Origin of the sequence: Streptomyces sp. A0642 (genome assembly GCF_004795105.1) — a bacterium.
In the GTDB taxonomy this organism is placed as follows: domain Bacteria; phylum Actinomycetota; class Actinomycetes; order Streptomycetales; family Streptomycetaceae; genus Streptomyces.
Genome location: NZ_SSBL01000001.1, coordinates 612,778 through 632,900, shown reverse-complemented (window position 1 = coordinate 632,900; position 20,123 = coordinate 612,778). Strand labels below are relative to the sequence as shown.

17 protein-coding genes are annotated in these 20,123 nt (G+C 74.2%); 7 read left to right on the top strand and 10 right to left on the bottom strand.

Annotated elements, in window-relative coordinates:
- Window positions 1–119: 119 nt before the first annotated feature.
- Both E6R60_RS02650 and E6R60_RS02645 read left to right on the top strand, forming a co-directional pair.
- Complete coding sequence (locus E6R60_RS02650) at window positions 120–956, top strand: aldo/keto reductase (protein WP_136324704.1); 837 nt, start codon at window positions 120–122, stop codon at window positions 954–956.
- A 92-nt stretch (window positions 957–1,048) separates the two neighbouring features.
- Window positions 1,049–1,555: an RICIN domain-containing protein gene (locus tag E6R60_RS02645; protein ID WP_136324703.1), complete on the top strand. Its 507-nt coding sequence runs from the start codon at window positions 1,049–1,051 to the stop codon at window positions 1,553–1,555.
- Window positions 1,556–1,612: 57 nt separating this feature from the next.
- Here E6R60_RS02645 and E6R60_RS02640 read toward each other — a convergent pair whose 3' ends face one another.
- Window positions 1,613–2,599, bottom strand: coding sequence for an AraC family transcriptional regulator (locus E6R60_RS02640; RefSeq protein WP_136324702.1), 987 nt, complete (start codon window positions 2,597–2,599; stop codon window positions 1,613–1,615).
- Window positions 2,600–2,679: 80 nt separating this feature from the next.
- Here E6R60_RS02640 and E6R60_RS02635 point away from each other — a divergent pair, with 80 nt between their 5' ends.
- Window positions 2,680–3,546, top strand: a complete 867-nt coding sequence (locus E6R60_RS02635) for an NmrA family transcriptional regulator (RefSeq protein ID WP_136324701.1) — start codon at window positions 2,680–2,682, stop codon at window positions 3,544–3,546.
- Window positions 3,547–3,747: 201 nt separating this feature from the next.
- Here E6R60_RS02635 and E6R60_RS02630 read toward each other — a convergent pair whose 3' ends face one another.
- Window positions 3,748–4,488 (bottom strand): class I SAM-dependent methyltransferase, encoded by a 741-nt coding sequence (locus tag E6R60_RS02630; protein WP_136324700.1) that lies wholly within the window; start codon window positions 4,486–4,488, stop codon window positions 3,748–3,750.
- Between the two features lie 88 nt (window positions 4,489–4,576).
- On the opposite strand from E6R60_RS02630, the gene E6R60_RS02625 reads away from it, so the two are divergent.
- Window positions 4,577–5,539 (top strand): LysR family transcriptional regulator, encoded by a 963-nt coding sequence (locus E6R60_RS02625; RefSeq protein ID WP_136324699.1) that lies wholly within the window; start codon window positions 4,577–4,579, stop codon window positions 5,537–5,539.
- Window positions 5,540–5,647: 108 nt separating this feature from the next.
- On the opposite strand, the gene E6R60_RS02620 is transcribed toward E6R60_RS02625, so the two are convergent.
- Window positions 5,648–5,953 carry a 4a-hydroxytetrahydrobiopterin dehydratase gene (locus tag E6R60_RS02620; RefSeq protein ID WP_136324698.1) on the bottom strand — a complete coding sequence of 102 codons (306 nt, stop codon included), beginning with the start codon at window positions 5,951–5,953 and terminating at the stop codon, window positions 5,648–5,650.
- Between the two features lie 61 nt (window positions 5,954–6,014).
- Between E6R60_RS02620 and E6R60_RS02615 the strand changes: the two genes are divergently transcribed.
- Window positions 6,015–6,824, top strand: a complete 810-nt coding sequence (locus E6R60_RS02615) for a helix-turn-helix transcriptional regulator (protein WP_136324697.1) — start codon at window positions 6,015–6,017, stop codon at window positions 6,822–6,824.
- 107 nt (window positions 6,825–6,931) lie between these two features.
- Here E6R60_RS02615 and secD read toward each other — a convergent pair whose 3' ends face one another.
- From secD to E6R60_RS02590, 5 genes are all read right to left on the bottom strand, one after another.
- A complete protein-coding gene (secD, locus tag E6R60_RS02610; protein ID WP_136324696.1) occupies window positions 6,932–9,205 on the bottom strand; it encodes a protein translocase subunit SecD in 2,274 nt (757 codons plus the stop codon).
- Between the two features lie 803 nt (window positions 9,206–10,008).
- Window positions 10,009–10,845, bottom strand: a complete 837-nt coding sequence (locus E6R60_RS02605; protein WP_136324695.1) for a rod shape-determining protein — start codon at window positions 10,843–10,845, stop codon at window positions 10,009–10,011.
- A 391-nt stretch (window positions 10,846–11,236) separates the two neighbouring features.
- Window positions 11,237–13,330 carry an NAD-dependent DNA ligase LigA gene (gene ligA / locus E6R60_RS02600; protein ID WP_136324694.1) on the bottom strand — a complete coding sequence of 698 codons (2,094 nt, stop codon included), beginning with the start codon at window positions 13,328–13,330 and terminating at the stop codon, window positions 11,237–11,239.
- A gap of 68 nt (window positions 13,331–13,398) precedes the next feature.
- A complete protein-coding gene (locus E6R60_RS02595; RefSeq protein ID WP_136324908.1) occupies window positions 13,399–15,588 on the bottom strand; it encodes a phage holin family protein in 2,190 nt (729 codons plus the stop codon).
- 145 nt (window positions 15,589–15,733) lie between these two features.
- Entirely contained in the window at window positions 15,734–16,138 is a 405-nt protein-coding gene (locus E6R60_RS02590) for a hypothetical protein (protein ID WP_136324693.1), read from the bottom strand.
- A 203-nt stretch (window positions 16,139–16,341) separates the two neighbouring features.
- Here E6R60_RS02590 and E6R60_RS02585 point away from each other — a divergent pair, with 203 nt between their 5' ends.
- Window positions 16,342–17,124 (top strand): MBL fold metallo-hydrolase, encoded by a 783-nt coding sequence (locus E6R60_RS02585; protein ID WP_206309292.1) that lies wholly within the window; start codon window positions 16,342–16,344, stop codon window positions 17,122–17,124.
- A complete protein-coding gene (locus E6R60_RS02580; protein ID WP_136324907.1) occupies window positions 17,124–17,750 on the top strand; it encodes a VTT domain-containing protein in 627 nt (208 codons plus the stop codon). The genes E6R60_RS02585 and E6R60_RS02580 overlap by 1 nt, the downstream gene beginning before the upstream one ends.
- 15 nt (window positions 17,751–17,765) lie before the next feature.
- Here E6R60_RS02580 and E6R60_RS02575 read toward each other — a convergent pair whose 3' ends face one another.
- Window positions 17,766–18,830 (bottom strand): MBL fold metallo-hydrolase, encoded by a 1,065-nt coding sequence (locus tag E6R60_RS02575; RefSeq protein ID WP_136324692.1) that lies wholly within the window; start codon window positions 18,828–18,830, stop codon window positions 17,766–17,768.
- Between the two features lie 38 nt (window positions 18,831–18,868).
- A complete protein-coding gene (locus E6R60_RS02570; protein ID WP_136324691.1) occupies window positions 18,869–20,119 on the bottom strand; it encodes an aminotransferase class I/II-fold pyridoxal phosphate-dependent enzyme in 1,251 nt (416 codons plus the stop codon).
- Window positions 20,120–20,123 lie beyond the last annotated feature (4 nt).

Sequence of the window (20,123 nt, the reverse complement as noted above, 5' to 3'; positions counted from 1 at the left end):
TCCGGCAGCCCGGCCCGGGAGTACCGTTCCGGTGAAAACGGCCCCGGACGGGAATGTGCGGGCCGTCTTGATCGTTCACTCTGGGAGTCCCACCCCCACAACGTTAGGATCGACCGCTCGTGAGCCAGGTCCCCTCCCTCACTCTCAACAACGGTGTCGAGATGCCGCAGCTCGGTTTCGGCGTCTGGCAGGTGCCGGACGACGAGGCCGAGACGGCGGTCGTCACGGCCATCGAGTCCGGGTACCGCAGCATCGACACCGCCGCGATCTACCAGAACGAGGTGGGCACCGGTAAGGCGATCGCGGCCTCCGGTGTCGCCCGCGACGAGCTCTTCGTCACCACGAAGCTGTGGAACACGGAGCAGGGTTACGACGCCGCCCTGCGCGCCTTCGACGCCTCGCTCGACAAGCTGGGCCTCGACTACGTCGACCTCTACCTGATCCACTGGCCGGTGCCGGCCAAGGACGCCTACGTCGACACGTACCGGGCGTTCGAGAAGATCTACGCGGACGGCCGCGCGAAGGCCATCGGCGTCTCGAACTTCCTCCCCGAGCACCTGGAGCGCCTGCTCGGCGAGACCTCCGTGGTCCCGGCGCTCAACCAGATCGAACTGCACCCGCAGCTCCAGCAGGCGGAGTCGCGCGCGCTGCACGCCCAGCACGGCATCGCGACCGAGGCCTGGTCGCCGCTGGGTTCGGGCAAGGGTCTCCTGGAGGTCCCGACGGTCGTCGCGGTCGCGCGGAAGCACGGCCGCACGCCGGCCCAGGCGGTGCTGCGCTGGCACCTCCAGACGGGCAACGTGGTGATCCCCAAGTCCGTGACGCCGTCGCGGATCGCGGAGAACATCGACGTGTTCGACTTCGAACTGGACGCCGACGACCTGGCCGCGTTCGCGGCGCTGGACGAGGGCAAGCGGCTCGGCCCCAACCCGGGCGAGTTCAACCTCGGCGCCTGAGACACACCGCCGCTGACACCCTGTGACCGCCGCCCGGCCCCGAGCCGGGCGGCGGTTCTCGCCGTACGGGCCGCATGAAGGGACGACCGGACATGAGCGGGGACACCGCGCCCGTGGTCGGGGCGGGTCTTTACCGGCTGCGCAACGTGGGCAGCGGGCTGGTGCTGGAGGTGCGGGACGCCGCCAAGGGCGGCGGCGCACCGGTGCAGCAGAACGACGTCGACGGGTCGGCCGCCCAGCACTGGGAGTTCGTCCCTGTCCACGAGGGCGCGGCCCTGCACCACGTGGTCAACGCCCACAGCGGCAAACGACTGGACGTGCGCGGCGCCTCTACGGAGAACGGGGCCCTGATCCAGCAGTGGAGGGCGAACAACTTCGGGGCGCAGGAGTGGCTGATCGAAAGGCACCTGGAGGCGCCCGGCACGGTGACGCTGGTGAGCTTCGTCAGCGGACTGGTCCTGGAGGTCGCCGACGGCAGCACGGCGAAGGGGGCGTCCGTCCAGCAGTGGGAGGACACCGACTCGCCCGGCCAGTGGTGGCGGCTGGAGCCGGTGTCCGGCACACGGCAGGACGCCCTCCGGCTCGGACGCGGCGGCTGACGCCGACCGTACGGGCCATCAGCAAGCCTGCGCCGAGGGGGCGGACAGGGGATGCCGTTACGCCGGGCCGCCGCCCTTGCGGTACTCCTGCGGGCTGACGCCGCGGACCCGCTTGAAGGCGGTACTGAAGGCGAAGGCCTGGCTGTATCCGACCTGCCGGGCCACCGCTTCGACGGTCGCGTCCGTCTCGCGGAGCAGATCGGCCGCGACGGCGAGGCGCCAGCCGGTCAGATAGGCCATCGGGGGCTCCCCCACGAGTTCGGTGAAGCGCCGGGCGAGGCCGGCCCGGGAGACCCCGGTCCGGCCGGCCAGCGCGGCCACCGTCCAGGGATGGGCGGGCTCGTTCTGGAGCAGTCGCAGCGCCTGGCCGACGACGGGATCGCCCATGGCCCGGTACCAGGCGGGCGCCTCGGCGCCCGGCCGGGAGAACCAGGTGCGCAGGGCGTCGATCAGCAGCAGGTCCAGCAGCCGGTCCAGCACCACGCTCTGGCCCGGCTCGTCCCGCGCGATCTCGTCGTCGAGCAGCGCCGGCAACGGGCGGGCCCGGCCGCCGGAGGGCAGGACGATCAGCGGGGGCAGCGCGTCGAGGAGCCGTCCGCTGATCTCGCCGTCCATCAGATACGTGCCGACGAGCACGGCGGTCGTTCCGTCCGGGGCGTTTCCCCAGGTGCGTACACCCAGATTCATGGACTGCGCCAGCGGTTCCCCGCGCAGGGTGGTGCAGACGCCGCCCGGACCGATGCGCGCCTGCGGATCGGTATCCGGCAGATCCGCGACCGTGTACGGCTCCGGGCCGCGCGCGACGGCCAGGTCTCCCGGGCGCAGCAGCACGGGCCCGGTGGCTCCGGCTCCGGCTCCGGCTCCGGCTCCGGCTCCGGCTCCGGCTCCGGCGGGAACGATCCACGCCTCTCCGGCGGTCACGGACATGAGGCAGAGCGGGGCCCGGTCCTCGATCCGTACGGACCAGGGCGGTTCCATCACCATCCGCAGCAGGAAGGCGCCCCGCGCCCGAGGCCCGTCCAGCAGTCCGGCGAGTGCGTCCATGCGGGCAGCGTAGACGCACGCGTAGGGAGCTGAGCGGCTGGGGGATGGAGCGCGCGGGGAGCGGCGGGGAGTCTTGAGACATGACGAAGAACACGGAGAACGAGAAGCAGGAACTCCCCGCCGCACGCCCCGTGCTGGTGACGAGCGGGACGGGCAAGACGGGTCGCCGGGTGGCCGAACGGCTGGCGGAGCGAGGGGTGCCGGTGCGTGCCGGATCGCGGAGCGGCGAGGTCCCGTTCGACTGGGCGGACCCGTCGGGGTGGGAAGCCGCGCTGAGCGGGGCGGACGCGGCGTACGTCGCGTACTACCCCGATCTGGCGGCGCCCGGCGCACCGGAGGCGATGACCGCCTTCGGGCGGATCGCGCGGCGGTGCGGGGTGCGGCGCCTGGTGCTGCTCTCGGGGCGCGGCGAGCCGCAGGCCGTGCTCGCGGAGAAGGCGTTGCGCTCGGCTGCGGGGGATGCCGAACTGACGGTGGTGCGCTCCGCGTTCTTCGCGCAGAACTTCAGCGAGGGGGCGCTGCTCGACGGGGTGCTCGGCGGCGAGGTGGTGTTCCCGGCGGGCGGGAGCGCGGAGCCGTTCGTGGACGTGGACGACCTGGCCGATGTGGTGGTCGCCGCGCTGTGCGGCGAGGGCGGCGCGGGCGCGATCCATGAGCTGACCGGTCCCCGGGCGCTGACCTTCGCCGAGGCGGCCGCCGAACTCGCCGGGGCGACGGGGCGGGAGGTGCGCTATGTCGCGGTGACGGGTCCGCAGTACGCGGCGATGCTGAAGGAGTACGGCGTTCCGGCGGCCGAAGCGGGCTTCCTGTCCGGGCTGTTCACGTTCCTGCTGGACGGGCACAACGCGACGGTGACGGACGGCGTGAAGCGGGCTCTGGGCCGCGATCCGAAGCCGTTCGCCGCCTTCGCAGCCGAGGCGGCGCGCGACGGCGCGTGGCACGCGTAGCCGGCGCGGGGCCTGCATGCCCCGCGCGGGGCCTGCCTGCCTGCCCGTCGGGGCACGCGTGACCGGGGCGTGGCACGCGTGACCGGGCCTTGGCACGCGTAGCCGGGCTTGGCACGCCTGGCCGCCGCGCGGCACGCCTCATCGGCCCGTGGCACGCCCGGCCGGCGCGTGGCACGCGTGACCGCGGGGATCGCGCGTGAGTTACCGGCGGCGGAACGCGAGGAGCCGGTAAGCCGGTTCGGCGCGTCGGCGGTCGGGATCGGGCAGCGCCGTCAGGGCCTGGGCGAGCCGCTCGGCCGCCTGCCCGGGCAGGGCGAGGCGGGAGGCGTAGTAGCCGCGCCGCACACCATGGGCCGCGCCGAGCGGGGTCCGCCCCTGCCCGTGGCCGCGGAACACGGTGCTGCCCACCACGTCGAGACCGTGCGCGGCACCGTACTCGGTGATCCGCTCGGTGCCGTCGGAGGGGTTCGGCGCCAGGTACGGAGCGAACACGTCGTCGATGTCACTGCCGACATCGTGCGCCGCGTCCTTGTCGACCGTGGTCACGAACACGCCGCCGGGCCGCAGCACCCGCGCCGCCTGCGCCACCACCGCCCCTGCGGCGCCCTCCTCGCGGAGCAGGTGCAGCAGCCAGACGGCCGTCACCGCGTCGACCGCCGCGTCCCGCAAGGGCAGTCGGCGCGCGTCGGCGTGCACCACGGCGCCCACACGCTGCCGGGCGACGCGGACCATTCCGAGGGAGGCATCGGAGCCGAACACCCGCAGACCGGGCCGGCCTTCGGCGATCCGCTCGGTAACCAGTCCGGTACCGCAGCCGATGTCCAGCAGTGCGCCGGCGGCGGCCGGGACCAGGCCGAGCACGGCGACAGCGGCGGCCTCCGCGCGGGGCACCCCACCGCGTGTGGCATCGTAGACGGCCGCCTCGTCGTCGTAGTTCAGCATCCGGCCGACTGTACGACACGGAGCCGGCGGGCGGCGCGGGGACGACTCCCGTATTGCCGGGGGGCCAGCGTGGTCATAACGTGCCGTTATGGAGCTGGAGTTGCGCCATCTGCGAACCGTACGCGCCATCGCCGACACCGGAAGCCTCACCAAGGCGGCCGCCGCTCTCGGGCTTGCCCAGCCCGCGCTGAGCGCGCAACTGCGGAGGATCGAAAAGGCGCTGGGCGGCCCGTTGTTCGACCGGGACCACACGGGCGCACGGCCGACGCTCCTGGGTGAACTGGTGCTGGAGCGGGCCCGGGTGGTGCTGCCGGCCGTCAGCGAACTCCAGGAGGAGGCGGTGCGGTTCGCCAACGCCTGGGGTGCGATGGAGCGGTTCCGGCTGGGCGGCACGCACGGTCCGCTGCTCGGCGGGCTCGTCGACCGGCTGGCAGCGGCCCACCCGGCGGCACCGGTGTCCACGTACACCTCATGGTCGGTGGCGGAGCTCGCGGGACAACTGATCGACGGCAGACTCGATTTCGCGCTCATCGGGGTGTGCGGCGAGAGCCCTCCGCCCGTTGCCGACCGGCTGGAATGGCAGGTCATCGGGATCGACCCGGTCTTCGTGATGCTGCCGGAGAGCCACCCACTGGCCGGGGAGTCCGAGCTCGAACTCTCCGCGCTGGCGGACGAGTGCTGGGCGGACGTGCCGGGGGACGGCTGTTTCGCCGACTGCTTCGTGGCCGCGTGCGCCCGGGCCGGCTTCAGCCCGGCGTCGGTGTACGAGACGGACACGGTGTCCGTGGTCCATCTGGTGCAGGTGGGGCGGGCCGTCGGTCTGTGCCGGGCGACGTTCCCTCCCACGCCGGGCGTGGTGACCCGTCCGGTGACCGGGTCGCCGCTCAGCTGGCGCCATCTGCTGGGCTGGCACCCGCGCTCGGCGGCCGCTTCGGCGGCTGCCGCAGCGGTGATCGGACACACCCGGGCGGCGTACGCCGAAGCGGTGGAGCGCAGCGACAGCTACCCGCGCTGGCTCGCCGCGCATCCCCGCTTCGGCGCAGCGTCCTGACGGCGCGCCGTCCGCCGCTGCCCTGTCCTGACCGCGCGCTCGCCCGCTGCCGCCGTGCTGGGCCGGCGCGCCGCCCGCCGCTGCCGTGTCCCGACCGCCGGACGGGTCCTACTCCGCGCCGTGTCCGGCGGCGACGGCCTCGACCTCGGCGGCCAGGGTCAGGTCCTTCTCGGTGACCTTTCCGCCCGCGTCGTGGGAGTTCACGGAGAGGGCGACGGTGTGGTAGCCGAGCGTCAGGTCGGAGTGGTGGTTCAGCTCGTCCTGGATCCGGGCGACGTGCACGGTGAGGGCGGCGGCGGCGAAGTGCGACGGGAGCCGGTAGGTGCGGGTGAGCCGGTCCCCTTCCAGCGCCCAGCCGGGCAGGTCGCGCAGCCGGTCCTCGATCTCGTCCTGGGGCAGCGGTGCGGCGGGCATGCGGTGGCTCCCTCATTCGGGCATTGCCGGTCATCGATGCCGGTGACGTTACGGTCTCCGTATGACAACTGTCGCGCTTGACACGGGGGTAGGGCCGCTGCTGCGCAGCTGGCGGGAGCGTCGCCGGATCAGCCAGCTGGAGCTGGCGCTGCGGGCCGACTCCTCCGCCCGGCACATCTCGTTCATCGAGACGGGCCGCTCCCGGCCCAGCGAGGAGATGGTCCTGCGGCTGGCCGGCCATCTCGACGTACCGGTGCGGGAACGCAACGCCCTGCTGGTGGTCGCCGGTTACGCCCCGCGCTTCACGGAGACCGCGCTCGACGACCCGGCCATGGACGCGCTGCGTGAGGGCATGGACCGGCTGCTCCAGGGGTACGACCCGTATCCCGCGTTCGTCGTCGACGGTCTCTACACCGTGGTGGCGGCCAATCAGGGGATGACCCGGATGCTGGACGGAGTGGCGGAGCATCTGCTCACCCCGCCCCTGAACGCCATGCGGCTCACCCTGCACCCGGAGGGTCTGGCCCCGCGCATCCGGAATCTGCGGGAGTGGCGTGCCGATCTGCTGGCTCAGATGGAGCGTCAGATCGCGCTGGTCCGTTCGGCGGAGCTGCGTGCGCTGTACGAGGAGGTGGCGGGCTATCCCGTACCGGCCGAGGCCCAGGGTGACGCGGACCGGGCCGCTCCCTCGTCCTCGGTGCCCTTCGCCCTGCCCCTGGTGATCGAGCACGGCGGGCAGCTGTTGTCCTTCGTCGCGTCCATCGCGACGTTCAACACCCCGATGGACGTGACGGTCGCCGAGCTGGCCATCGAGACGCTGCTGCCGGCCGACGCGGCGACCGCCGCGTATCTGCGGTCGCTCATGGGCTGACGCCGGTTGGGCCCCGGTCCGGCACGCGTCGCCCCTGAGCCGCTCGAACGGCGCGGGGGCGACGGACCGGCGTCCTGCGGTGCCGGTGGAGGACGCGAGGACGCGGTCTACACGCGCGCCCCGTTGTCCAGCGCCTCCCGGGGGCCGGCCCCCTTGCGCGGAGCGCGGGCGGGTGGCGGGGCCTTGCTGGTGCGCTCCAGGAGGAGGGCGGCCGGGACGGCGGTCATGACCGAGGAGTACGTCCCGACGACGATGCCGATCAGGAGGGCGAGCGCGAAGTCCGCCAGCGAGTCGCCGCCCAGCACCGCCAGCGCGACGAGGATGAACAACGCGCCCATGCCGGTGTTGACGGTCCGGGGGACGGTCTGCAGGACGGCCCGGTTCGCCAGGTCCGCCAGGGGTTGCCTGCGGGCCTTCGCCCACAGCTCCCTGACCCGGTCGAAGACCACGACCGAGTCGTTGACGGAGTACCCGATGACGGTGAGGAGCGCCGCCAGGAAGACACCGTCCACGGTGCGTCCCAGCCACGCGAAGGCTCCGACCAGGATGATCACGTCGTGGACGAGCGCCCCTACGGAGGCCACGGCGAACGTCCAGCGGAAGCGGATCGCCAGATAGCCCAGCTGGACGAGCACGGCGATGGCAAGCGCGATCAGAGCGTTGCGCCGGAGTTCGTCACCCAGGGTGGGCCCGATGAGTTCGTCGCGGACCTTGGTGGTCTCGCCGCCCTCCGCGGCGAGGGCGGTGCGCAGGGCGTGTTCGCCGTCGTTGTCGAGGTCGCCGGTGCGCACCGAGAGGTCGCCGGCGCCGGCCGTGGTGACCTCGGCGTCGCCGAAGCCCGCACCGGCCAGCGCGGTGCGCGCCCGCTCCACGTCGACGGGCCGGCTGGTCGTGTACTCGACGAGCCGTCCGCCGGTGAACTCGACCCCCAGGTTGACGCCGCGCACCAGGATGCCCGCCACCGCGACCGCGATCAGGACGGTGGAGATCAGCAGCCATCGCCGGGGGGAGCCCATCAGCTGCGGGTCGCGGCGGGTGATCCAGGTCCGCACGCGGCCGGGGCTCGCGATGCCGTTGACGCCCCGGTAGTCGCTGACGAACCGGGAGCGGGCCGCCGTCTCGGTGAGGGCGCGGGCGACGACGAGCGCGGAGAACATCGACGCGAGGACGCCGATGCCGAGCGTGACGCCGAATCCCCTGACCGGTCCCGATCCCAGGAAGAAGAGCAGGCCGGCCGCGATGAGCGTCGTCACGTTGGAGTCGGCGACGGCGCTCCAGGCGTGCCGGAATCCGGCGGCGAGCGAGGTGCGCAGCGCCTTCCTCGGCCGCAGGGCGTGTTCCTCCCTCGCCCGTTCGAAGACCAGCACGTTGGCGTCGACCGCCATCCCGATGGCCAGGACGAACCCGGCGAGTCCGGGCAGGGTGAGGGTGACGCCGAGAGCGACCAGAGCGGCGTACGAAATCACCCCGTAGGCGCCGAGCGCCACGGCGGCAAGGGCGCCGAACAGCCGGTAGACGACGGTGATGAACAGTGCCGTGGCCGCGGCGCCGATGAGGGCGGCGCGCGCACTGGCGTCGATGGCGGCGGCGCCCAGCGTCGGGCCGACCGTCCGCTGCTCGACGATCTCGACGGGCACCGGCAGGGCTCCGCCCTGGATCAGCAGGGCGAGTTCGCGGGCCTCGTCGGCGCTGAAGGAGCCGGTGATCTGTGTGGACCCGGAGGGCAGACCGGTGTCGCAGGCGACGGTCGGGGAGACCTGCGGGGAGGAGACCACCTGCTTGTCGAGCACGATGGCGACGCGGCGCCGTTCGTCCTGGACGGGGTGGCAGGCCGCAGCCCCGGTCAGCCGGGTCCAGTCCCGGCCGGCGTCCTTGTGGAAGTCGAGGGAGACGGTCCATCCCGCGCCCTGCTGGGCGTCGAAAGCGGCGGACGCCTGCTTGACCCCGGCACCCGAGATCTCGGCCGGGCCGAGCGCGAGGGTGCGGCCCTCCTCGTCGGGGAGCGCAAGACCGTCATCGGCCGGGGAGCCGGGGTCCCGCACGGCGTGGAAGGTCAGCTGGGCGGTCCTGCCGATGACGTCGGCGGCCTTGCGCGGGTCCTGGACGTCCGGGAGTTCGACGATGATCCTGTCCTCGCCGGAACGGGTCAGTGCCGGCTCCGTGACGCCGAGCGAGTCGATGCGCTTGCGCAGCACCTCCAGGGTGCGGTCGGTGCTCTCGCGGTCGGCATGGGCGGTGTCGGAGTCCTTGGCCTGCAGCACCATGCGGGTGCCGCCCTGGAGATCGAGGCCGAGTCGGGGGGACATGGTCAGCGTGATGAGTACGGAGACGAGCAGTACGGCCGCAGCCAGAACCGCCCGCACCGTGGTGGCGCGGGTCATGCGTTGTTTCCTCCGGGGAACGGCCGGACCCGCCGCTCCCGGGTCGCCCCGGAGGACGCTAGGACGGCGCGAACGGCACGGCAGGGGTGGGGGTCGGGGCCGAGGAGAGGTCCCGGGGCCGGTGAACGGCGGCCCTCGGAGGCCCGCGCACACCGGGGAGCGCCGCGCGGAATCGGCCGGCTGCCGCGGTGGGCGCGTCGGGCGCGGTCTCGGGGACCCGGTGCGGGAGCGGGAGGCCGGTCGTGAGCGGTGGCGGGGAGCCCGGGCCGGGCGGCGGAAGGTGCTGCGGGGTACGGGGGCGCTCGGCGACGGCCGAGGGACGGGGCCCCGTCGCCGGGCCGGGACGGTGGACGCCCGCGGCGGTGACCCCTGCGGTGCGGCGGAGGACTTCGCGTCCCTCGCGCTCCCCCGGTGCCCGGCCGGCGGGGCGCGTCCGCAGGGCGCGGTCCGTGCTCAGGGAACGGTCCGTGCGCAGAGAACGGTCGGTGCGCAGGGAGCGATCGGAACGGTCCGTGTGCAGAGAACGGTCGGCGGGCGGGGCCGGTCCGTGCGTAGGGCGCGGTCGGCGCAGGGGGTGGGCGGCCGGACTCCGGACGGGCCGGACGCGGCGGGCGCCGGGCCCGCCGGCGAGCGGCTGGGAAGCCCGACCCCGGCGGCCGAGGACGCGCCGCCCGCGACGGCGAGGACGGCCAGGAGCAGGGCCGCGAGGAACTGCCGTGCCGCCGCCGTGCGTCCGCGCCGCACCGGGGCGTCCGGCCGGCTCCCGGGAGCCACGTCTTCCCGGGGCGGCCCCGGGAGGGGGGTCACCCGGATCGGCCGGGCAGGGCGGGTGCGGCCGAGGCGTGGTGGAGCACGGAGCCGAGGATCAGCCCGGCACCGCGCACGACCGTGGTCGCCGGATCGTCCGGGAGCCGGACGGCGGCGCCGAGGCGGAGCGCGATCCGGTGGGTGACGTCCGGTCGCAGCGCACCGCCTCCGGCGAGCAACGGGCCCTTGCGCAGGGCTCCGAGCAGCGCGCCGTGCCGGTCCTGACGCCACATCTCCATGACCATGTCCAGGACGGCGCGGATGACGGCGGTGGGCGGCTCGCCGGGTTCCAGATCGCTGGTCCCCGTCTCGGCGAGACGCGCGTCGCGGACTCGTCCGTCGACGAGGAGGGTCGCCTCGGTCAGTTCGGCCCCGATGTCGAGGACGAGGAGCGGGCCGCCGTCCTGCGGTCCGGCACAGGCTGCGGCCGCCCTGGCGCTGTCCAGGACGATGACACGGGAGGCGCCGAGCGTGGTGAGGAGGTCCCGGGCGGCGGCGCGGTGCCCGGATCCGGCGAGGACGGGGAGGCTGAGGACGATCACCGTGTCGCTGCGGTCGGCACCCAGGGCGGTGTCGGCGATCCGGCCGAGCATCCGGCCGCAGGACTCCGTATCGACGATGCGTCCGCGCCGGACGGGGCCGCCGTGCCCGTAGTCGCCCGCCGGGTCGGATCCGGTGTCCGCGACGACGCCCTGCCCGGGAACCCAGGCGCGGGTGCGCGAACTGCCGAGGTCGAGCGCGAGTCCCCGGGTGAGCCCCGCGTACTGCGGATGCCGTCGGGACTGCCGGTGAACGGAGCGCCCCTGTCGCCGCCCGTCGCGCAAAGAACGCATCGCCCCTCACCCCCGGCCCGCAACGCGGCCGTTCACCCACCCATGGACCCGCTGATAGCGAGGCATGGCCGAACCCTCACTATGCAATAGGGAGGCAAAGAAAGCCACTCCCCCACCCAATCGAAGGCTGCTCCGCACGAGGAACGCGGCCGGCGGCGAGAGCGCCGGCCCCGCGCGCATCAGCGGGTGCCGACCGGGGGCGGGCCGGCTCAGGTCGGGCGTCTCCCGCCCGGCAGAACAGGCCGCACGGCCCCCTCCGGTCACCCCACCCCGGGCGCCGGGCACGGAGCCGCCCGGCAGGCCCAGGTCACCCGCCACCCCGCAGGCCCGGGTCACCCGACCCGGCGCGCCCCGCCCGCCCGGCTCTCCCCACGCGTCCGGCCCCGTGCCGTCACCCCTCGGACGGCAGGTGCTCCTCGATCAGCCGCGCGAACTCCTCCGGGGCGGCGATCCGCACGCCGAGCTCCTCCGCCTTCGCGCGCTTCGAGCCCGCCTTCTCGCCGGCCACCAGGAGTGTGGTGCGCTTGGAGACGCTGGAGGAGGACTTCCCGCCGGCGCGCTCGATCAGCTCGTTCATCTGGTTGCGCGAGAGCTTCTCCAGCGCCCCCGTCATCGCTCCGGTCACCACCACCGTCATCCCGTCCAGCGGCCGCCCGTCCGAGCCCTCACCCTCCGCCGCCGCGCCGCCCTCCTCGCCCGGCTCCGGCGGAGGGGTCGCGCCCGGCTCGGTCATGTTGACCCCGGCGGCGACCAGCTTCTCGATCAGGGGGGCCAGCTCGACGAGCTCCGCGACGACGCCGGCGGCCTTCTCCTTGCCGATGCCGTCGACCCGCTGAAGCGTCTCGACGTCGGCGGCTCTGATCCGGTCCATGTCCGCGAAGTAGCGGGCGATGCGCCGGGACATGGAGCGCCCGGTGCCGCGCACACCGAGGGCGCAGAAGACCCGGGAGAGCGGCTGCGCGCGCGCCGCGTCGATCGCGGCCAGCAGATTGTCCGTGCTGGTCTCACCCATCCGGTCGAGGGCGAGCAGCTGCCCGCGCTCCAGCGTGAACAGGTCGGCGAAGTCCGCGACCAGGCCGGCGTCGACGAGCTGGACCACCCGGGTCGCACCGAGGCCCTCGATGTCGAGCTGGTCGCGCCCCGCCGCGTAGGAGATGGACGCCACCAGGCGGCAGTCGCGGCCCCGGACACAGCGCCAGCGCTGCTCGCTGGTGTCGATCTCGGATCCGCACTGCGGGCACGCCTCGGGGAAGACGACCGGCTGTTCCTCGCCGGTCCGCAGATGGGCGACGGGGGCCTCGATGCGCGGAATGATGTCGCCGGCCTTGTAGACCATCACGTGGTCACCGATCCGCAGATCGCGGCGGGTGATGTCGGCCGGGTTGTGCAGGGTGGCGTAACCGACGGTCGATCCGTCGATCTCGACCGGCTCCAGCACGGCCCGCGGCGCGATGATGCCGGTACGGCCCACGTTCCACTCGACGCCGAGCAGACGGGTGACCTTCTCGACGGCGGGCAGCTTGTACGCGATGGCCCAGCGCGGCGCCCGGGTCCCGTTGCCCGCGTCGCGCTGGTCGGCGGCGAGATCCGCCTTGATGACGATGCCGTCGATCCCGAAGGGCAACGAGGCACGCAGTGAAGCGACTTCCTCGATCCGCGCCTGGACGTCCTCGACGGTGGTGACCGTGCGGGGCGCCACCGCCGTGTCCGCCGCGGTGTGCACGCCGAGGCCCGCCACGTATCCGAGGGTTTCGCTGTGGGGCAGCTCGGCCAGCGTCGCGGTGAGCTGCCCCGAGCCGGGCAGCGCCAGTGCGCCGTACGCGAAGAACGTCATCTCCACCGTGTAGGCACGGTCCTTGGCGCGCAGGGTGCCCGCCGCGCCGTTGCGCGCGTTGGCGAAGGGCGCGCCGCCGTGTTCGGTGCGGAGGGTGTTGGCCTGCTCGAACTGCTCGGCCGTCATCAGGATCTCGCCGCGCATCTCGATCGTGACCGGCTCGGCGAGCTGCGGGGGCAGTCCGACGACGGTGCCGATCGCGTGCGACACGTCCTCGCCGGCGGTGCCGTCGCCGCGGGTGATCAGCTGCTCCAGCCGGCCGGCGCGGTAACGGGCGGCGACCGCGAGGCCGTCGAGCTTCGGTTCGACACTCCAGGCGGTGACCGGCCGCCCGATCCGGCGCTCCAGGGAGGCGGTCCAGGTGGCGAACTGCTCGGCCGAGAAGACGTTGTCCAGGGAGAGCATCGGAACGGTGTGGGGTATGTCCCCGACGGCCGCGCCCCCGGCCACCTTGCCGGTCGGCGACTCGGCCAGCACCTCCTGAGGGTGGTCCTGCTCATATGCGGCGATACCGCGCGCCAGCCGGTCGTACGCATCGTCGTCGAGCGCGCTCTCGCCCGTGGCGTAGTACGCGGCGGCGGCCTGCGACGCTTCTTCGACCGCGGCTGCGTAGGCGGCGGTATCGGCGAGCACAACAGCTGAGTTCGTCATGCCCCTATCCTGCCGTCCACCACTGACAACGCCCTGGTCGGCAGCCGCTGACGCCTCTCCAGGACGGGTCAGGAACCGCCGCCGGACCACCCGTCGTTCACTCCGGCGACGTCGTCCGTCGCATCCGGCCGCCGGCCGGGCTCGCGCGCCGCCTCCCTGGTCTCCTCGCGCTCCGCGGCCGGCCGGACCCCACGGATCGGTTCGGCTCCGGTCCGCACCGGCACCTGAGGCCCCGAGACCTCGCGCAGCCAGCACCTCAGGACCCGGTGCACGGCCTCGGCGCCGACCAGTTCGGCCACCCGCTCCCCGTCTTCCGCCGCCGCCCCTCCCTCGGCGGCGGCCGCCTCGAACGGGTCCGTCATGGCGCGCGGCGACAGCAGGAACGGCCGGGACTGCTCGCCGCCCAGGCCGCCGTGCGAGCCGATCTGTTCCTCGAAGGCGTGCACCCGGCCGGTCGCGGGGTCGTACATGGAGTTGACCATCACGTCGGCGACGTGCGGGAACGTGTCGGTGCGCCGGACCGCGTCGGCCGCGCCCGGGCCGAAGGGGGCCAGCGGGCCCTGCCCGTCCTTCAGTTCCGCCACCGGGACGCGCGCTCCGTCGCGCCCCAGCACCACCGATCCGTCGCGTTCGCTGCGGACGAGCAGAAAGCCGATGCCGGGGTGGTTGGCGAGCGTGCCGAGCAGCGTGGGGTGGCGGCGGTCGAGCTGCTCCTGCGAGGCGCGGCCCTCGATGTCGGGGAAGGAGACGAGGCCGAGGTTGCCGGAGGCGAGGACCACCGGGTCGGAGGCTTGCTCGACCTGCCTCTCCCCGCTCCCGGCGACCGGGCGGTGCAGCGCGATCCGGACCGCGTCGCGCGCCTCGGAGCCGCTCCTGGTGCGCTGTGCCCTGCGGGGCACCGGCAGGCCGCATCCCGCCCGCACCAGGTCCTTGAGCGTCAGCCCGTACGCCCCGGCGAAGGTCTCCCCCGGGCTCTGCCCGTGATCGGACAGGAGCACGACGCGGTAGGAGCGAGGGGTGTGTTCGGCGACCTTGACGATCAGGGCGAGGGAGCGGTCCAGCCGGGCGAGGACCTTCTCGGCGTCCCGGCTGCGCGGCCCCGAGTGGTGGGCCACCTCGTCGTACGCGACGAGGTCCGCGTAGACGGCGGTCCGGCCGGCGAACATGTCCCCTATGACGGCGGCGACCACCACGTCCCGTTCGACGACGGTCGCGAAGGCCCGGATGAAGGGATAGAGACCGCCGCGCTTGATGCGGGGCGACTCCTTGCGGACCCGGGCCCGGGTCGACTGCCCTATCTCGCGTCCGACCTCGGCCACGAAGGAGAGGGCGGTGCGGACGGCGTTGGCGGGGTCGGAGAAGTACGCGAAGTATCCGGCCCTGGAGCGCCGGCCCTTGCCCCGCCGGGCGGCCATCGACAGGACGAGGGCGAGCTGGGCGGCACCGCCGCTGAAGAGGTTTCCGCGGCTGGCGCCGTCGAGGGTGAGGAGTCCGCCGTCGCGGGTGCGCTCGATGGCACGGCGCTGGAGTTCGAGGGCGCTCGCCGGTCTGCTGGAGACCATGATGTCGCCGGTCTCCTTCTCGTACCAGCGGAAGGCGGGCACGTCGTGGTTGCTGCCGTGCAGGATGCCGAGCTGGCTGGCGCCGGTCTGGCTGGACCAGTCCGTGCGCCACGGGGTGAGCCGGTGGCCCTCGGTGTCGGCCAGCCAGTGGGCGACGGTCGGCATGACACCGTCGGCGGCGGCCTGCGCGAGGACGTCGTGGCCGACGCCGTCGAGCTGGATGAAGACGGTGCCGGGCGGCCCCTCGCCGTCCGCGCCGGCCGTGCCGCTGCGGCGGCGGCGCCGTTCCGCCAGGCGCGAGAGCCTGCGGCGGTAGGCGTTGTCGTCACGGACGGCGAGTGCCGTGGAGGTCGCGGAGGCGACGGCGGACATGACGGCGGCGACGACGACGGCCGTCTCCGGGGCGGCGGCGCCCCTCCCGTCCGGGATGAGCCGCAGCGCGATCAGGAGCAGCGAGCCGTTGAGGAAGAAGACCAGCGTGCCGAGGACGAGGGCCGGCACGATGAGCAGGGCCCGTACGAGCACCGGCCAGACCAGCGCCGAGAGCAGACCGAACGCGCCCGCGCCCCACACCGCCGTGAACGCGGTCCTGGTCACGCTGTCGCCGTCGTCCGACTGGAGCTGGAAGTCCGGCAGAATCCCCGCGAGCGCCAGCATCGTGAGCGTCGAGACCGCCCACACCACGATCACTCGCATCAGGGCGCTTCCGGCTGTCCGCCATCGCCCGTCACCCACGCCTGTGCCACCTCACGTCCGGGCCCCGCCGTTCCGGGCCCCGCCCCAGCCTTTCACAGCGGGGCCGGTACGCCGCCGGGCCCTCGGGGTGGCGGGCGCAGGGGGCTCAGCAGCCGTCGTAGCCCGCGGTCGGCATGGAGAGTCTGCGGTGCACGCTGGCTTTCGTACGGGCGCTGTACCGCGGTTCGTCGAGCCCAGCGATCTCCAGGCGCACGCCCCGGCGCTCGCACTCCGCGGCGAACTGCGGCACGGAGGCGACGGCCCGGGCGAGCACCCGGTCGGTGGGGGCGACGAAGAGTTCGACCTCGCCTCCCTCGACGTCGGCCCAGAGCGCGTGGTGGTCGGGGCGCAGTCCGTAGAAACGCAGCTGCCGGGTGACGACGTACCCCTGGTCGGCGGCCCAGCGGGCGCACATGGCGTGCTGGCTGCGGGTGTCCACGAGGAACGGATCGCTGTCGAGCTCCTCCAGCGGTGTGAGGCTGGCGATGGCCGCCACCCGTACATCACCCATGACCGTCCGTCCCCCGTGCTAGGCGTTCTCCGACCCTATCGGCCCGACTCGCGTACAAGAAGGCGCACGTCAGGGCGGGAAGGGGCGCGCGGGGCCGGGCGGGCGCGCCGGGGAGCTCCTGGGGGTGCCGTCCGCCCCGTAGGCTCGACGGCAGGTCCGTGGGACAGCGGAAGCCGAAAGGTCCGGAGAACAGGAGGCGGCACGTGCCGGTGGAGATCACCTGGTGGGGTCATGCCACCTGCACGATCGAGGATTCCGGGGTGCGGATCCTGACGGACCCCCTTCTCGTACGGCGCTTCGCGCATCTGCGGCGGCGCCGCGGTGAGCTGCCCGGTCCGGCGGCCACGGTCGCCGATGCCGTGCTGATCTCGCATCTGCACTCCGATCATCTGCATCTGCCGTCCCTGGCCCGCGTCGCTCCGGGCGCCCGGGTGATCGTCCCGCTGGGGGCGGTGCGGGCCGTGCCCGGACTGAGGGTGCTCCGCAGGATGCGCGGGCTGCGGATCACCGAGGTGGCGGCGGGCGACGAGGTGCGTGTCGGCGGAGTGCGCGTCAGGGCCGTTCCGGCGCTGCACGACGGGCGGCGCCTGCCGGTCGGACCGCACCGCTCCCCCGCGCTCGGGTACGTCGTGGAGGGCGAGGCGCGCACGTACTTCGCCGGGGACACCGGGCTCTTCGACGACATGGCGCGCGCGGTCGGTCCGGTGGACGTGGCGCTGCTGCCGGTCGGCGGGTGGGGGCCGTATCTGGGGCACGGCCATCTCGATGCGAGGCGTGCGGCCGAGGCACTGGTCCGGCTCGCGCCGCGCGCGGCTGTGCCGGTGCACTACGGCACGTACTGGCCGATCGGGATGGACGGGGTCCGGCCCCACGAGTTCCACTCGCCGGGCGACGAGTTCGTCCGTCAGGCGGCGCTGCGGGCGCCCCAGGTCGCGGTGCACCGGCTGGAGCACGGCGCGCGCCTGCGGCCGGGGGCCGCGGAGTGATACTCGAGTTCCTCCGGGAGACGGCGCGGCTGCCCACGGAGTCGACGCAGCAGGCGGTCGGCTATCCCTCGTTGTTCCTGCTGGTGGCCGTGGGAGCCCTGGTGCCGGTGGTGCCGACGGGCGCGCTGGTGAGCTCGGCGGCCGTGGTGGCCTTCCATCAGTCGTCGCCGTTCTCGCTGCTGATCGTGTTCGCGGTGGCGTCGGCCGCGGCGTTCCTCGGGGACGTGTGCCTGTACTGGCTGGGGCAGCGCGGGGTGCGGTCGAAGAACGGTTCCCGTTGGCTGCGGGCGATCAGCGACCGGGCCGCGCCGGAGCGGCTGGCGCAGGCGCAGCGGAAGCTGGACGAACACGGCGCGACGGTGCTGGTGCTGTCCCGGCTGGTGCCGGCGGGGCGCATCCCGGTGATGCTGGCGTGTCTGCTGGGGCGGATGCCGCTCCGGCGCTTCGCCCGGGGGGATGTGCCGGCCTGTCTGGCCTGGGCGGCGACGTATCAGCTGATCGGGATTCTCGGCGGCTCGCTGTTCCCCGAGCCGTGGCAGGGCGTCGTGGCGGCGGTGGGCCTGACGCTGCTGGTCAGCGGGACGCCGGCGGTGTGGCACCGGGTGCGTGGCCGGTCCGGCCGCTGACCGCGGCGGTCCGGGTCAGCCGCCGACCGTACGCGGTTGGCCGGCGGTGCCGAGGAGGCGCGAGCCGCCGATCGGCAGGTCCCAGAGCCGCTCGCGCGGGTGGCCGGCCCGCCTCCAGGCGGTGCGCAGCCGGGTGAGCGGTTCGAGCACGGGCTCCGCGGACAGCAGGAAGGTCGCCCAGTGCATGGGCGCCATGGCGTGGGCGCCCAGATCCTCGTAAGCCTGCACGGCCTCCTCCGGGTCGGTGTGCACGTCGGCGAGCCACCAGCGCGGCTCGTAGGCCCCGATCGGCAGCAGGGCCAGGTCGATGCCGGGGTGGCGGCGGCCGATCTCCCTGAACCAGTGGCCGTATCCGGTGTCCCCCGCGAAGTAGATGCGCGGCCCCCGGACGGGCCCCGTGGTGTCCTCGATGACCCAGCCGCCCCACAGCGAGCGGCAGGTGTCGGTGAGGGTGCGCTTGGACCAGTGGTGCGAGGGCACGAAGTCGAAGCGCACGCCGTCCAGTTCCGCCGATTCCCACCAGTCGAGTTCGGTGACGCAGGCGAAGCCGCGACGGCGGCACCAGCGGCCGAGTCCGGCGGGGACGAACAGCGGGGTGTGCCGGGGCAGCCGGCGCAGGGTGGGTGCGTCGAGGTGGTCGTAGTGGTTGTGGCTGATGACGACAGCGTCGACCCTCGGCAGGTCCTCCCAGCGGACGCCGACCGGGGTGATCCGGGGCGGGATGCCGAGGATCCGGCGGGACCAGACGGGGTCGGCGAGCACGGTCAGTCCGCCGGTGCGGATGATCCAGCTGGCGTGCCCGGCCCAGGTGACGCAGCTGGTCCCGGCCGGGGCGGCGGGGAGCGGCTCGGGGGCGTAGGGCAGCCGGTGGATACCGCGCAGTCCCTCGGCGTTGGGCCGGATGGCGTGCTCGCGGGCGAGCCGGGACATGCCCATGACTCCGGGCAGGGGCGCGGTGAGCCGGTCGGCGAAGCTCCCGGGCCAGGACCGCACCTCTCCGAGGGGGCGCGGGGCGACCACCTCGCCGCAGGACACACGGCTCGGCTCGCGGGCCAGTGACTGCTCGGTCCGGTCCGTCATCGAGGGCCTCCCGTCTCGGAGAGCGTCGGCGCAGCGTGTCAGCGCAGTTCGTCGAGGGCTGCTCGGAACATGCTCAGCGCTGCCGCGACATGCGGCAATTCGAGGGGTTCCGCTGCGGTGAGGGACTCCTCCTGCTGCCGCGGTGTCGACCCGAGCAGCGATCCGGTGCCCAGCCGCACCCGGAGCGCGCCCAGTTCGTCGCCGAAGCGGTGGCCGCCCGGGGCGGGGGCGCCCAGGCGCTCCGTCAGGTATTCCTCCAGTTCCGGGGAGTCCGTGACCCCGTGCGCGGCGAGCCGGGCGCGCAGTGGTCCGAGGTCCGCGTACAGGTGCCGGCCCGCCTGCGGTGGCCGGGCCAGCGCACCTGCGGCGAGGACCGCCCGGTGGGCCTCCGCGGCGACCCGGGCCTGGAGGAACGCGGCCCGGCGGACGCGTTCGGCGACGGCGTCCGGTTCGCCCAGCGCGTGAGCGGCGGCCGCCGCGACCGGTCCCGCGACCAGGGCGCCGAGTGCGGTGAGGACGTCGAGCGTACGGGCGTGGCGGGCCGCCGCGCGCTCGGTGTCCGGGAACCGGGCCACGGCGACCGGCCAGGCCGACGGGGTCAGCGCGCCCGCCAGGTCGGAGACGACCGTCACGTCGTCGGGGCACATCTCGGCCGGGCTGAGCAGCACCGTGTCATGCGGCCGGTGCAGGGTGTCGCGCCACGTCTCGTCGCTCACGATGTGGAGCCCCTCGGCGACGGCCGCCTCGCATGCCTCGCGGACCAGTTCCGGCGGGGCGACCGTGGCGGTCGGGTCGTCCGCCACCGAGAGCAGCAGCAGCCGCGGTCTGCCTCCCTCGGCACGGACCCGGCGCACGGTCTCCAGCAGCGCGTAGGGATCGGGCACGCCGCCGCACTCGGCGGGGGTGGGCACGTGGTAGGCGGGTCTGCCCAGCAGCCGGGCCTGCGGGATCCAGGCGGCGGGGCAGGGGCGCGGCATCAGCACGTCGCCCCCGTGCGCGGCGATCAGCGCGAGGAGCAGCGGGGAAGTGCCGGGGGCGGCGGCGATGTGCTCGGCGCCGCCGTGCAGCCCGCGCCGGTCCCAGTAGGCGCGGGCCGCCTCGCGCAGGGCCGCCGAGCCGCCGGCCGGTTCGGGTACGGCGCGGGCCGCCGCGGCTGCCAGGACCCCGGCCAGCTCGGGCAGGACCGGCAGCGCGGGGCCCGGCGCGGGCGGTCCGTACCGTACGGGCCCGTGGTCCTCCCGGTCCCCGGGGGTGCCGCGCCCCTGACGTCCGGTCCGCTCCCGGCCCATCCGG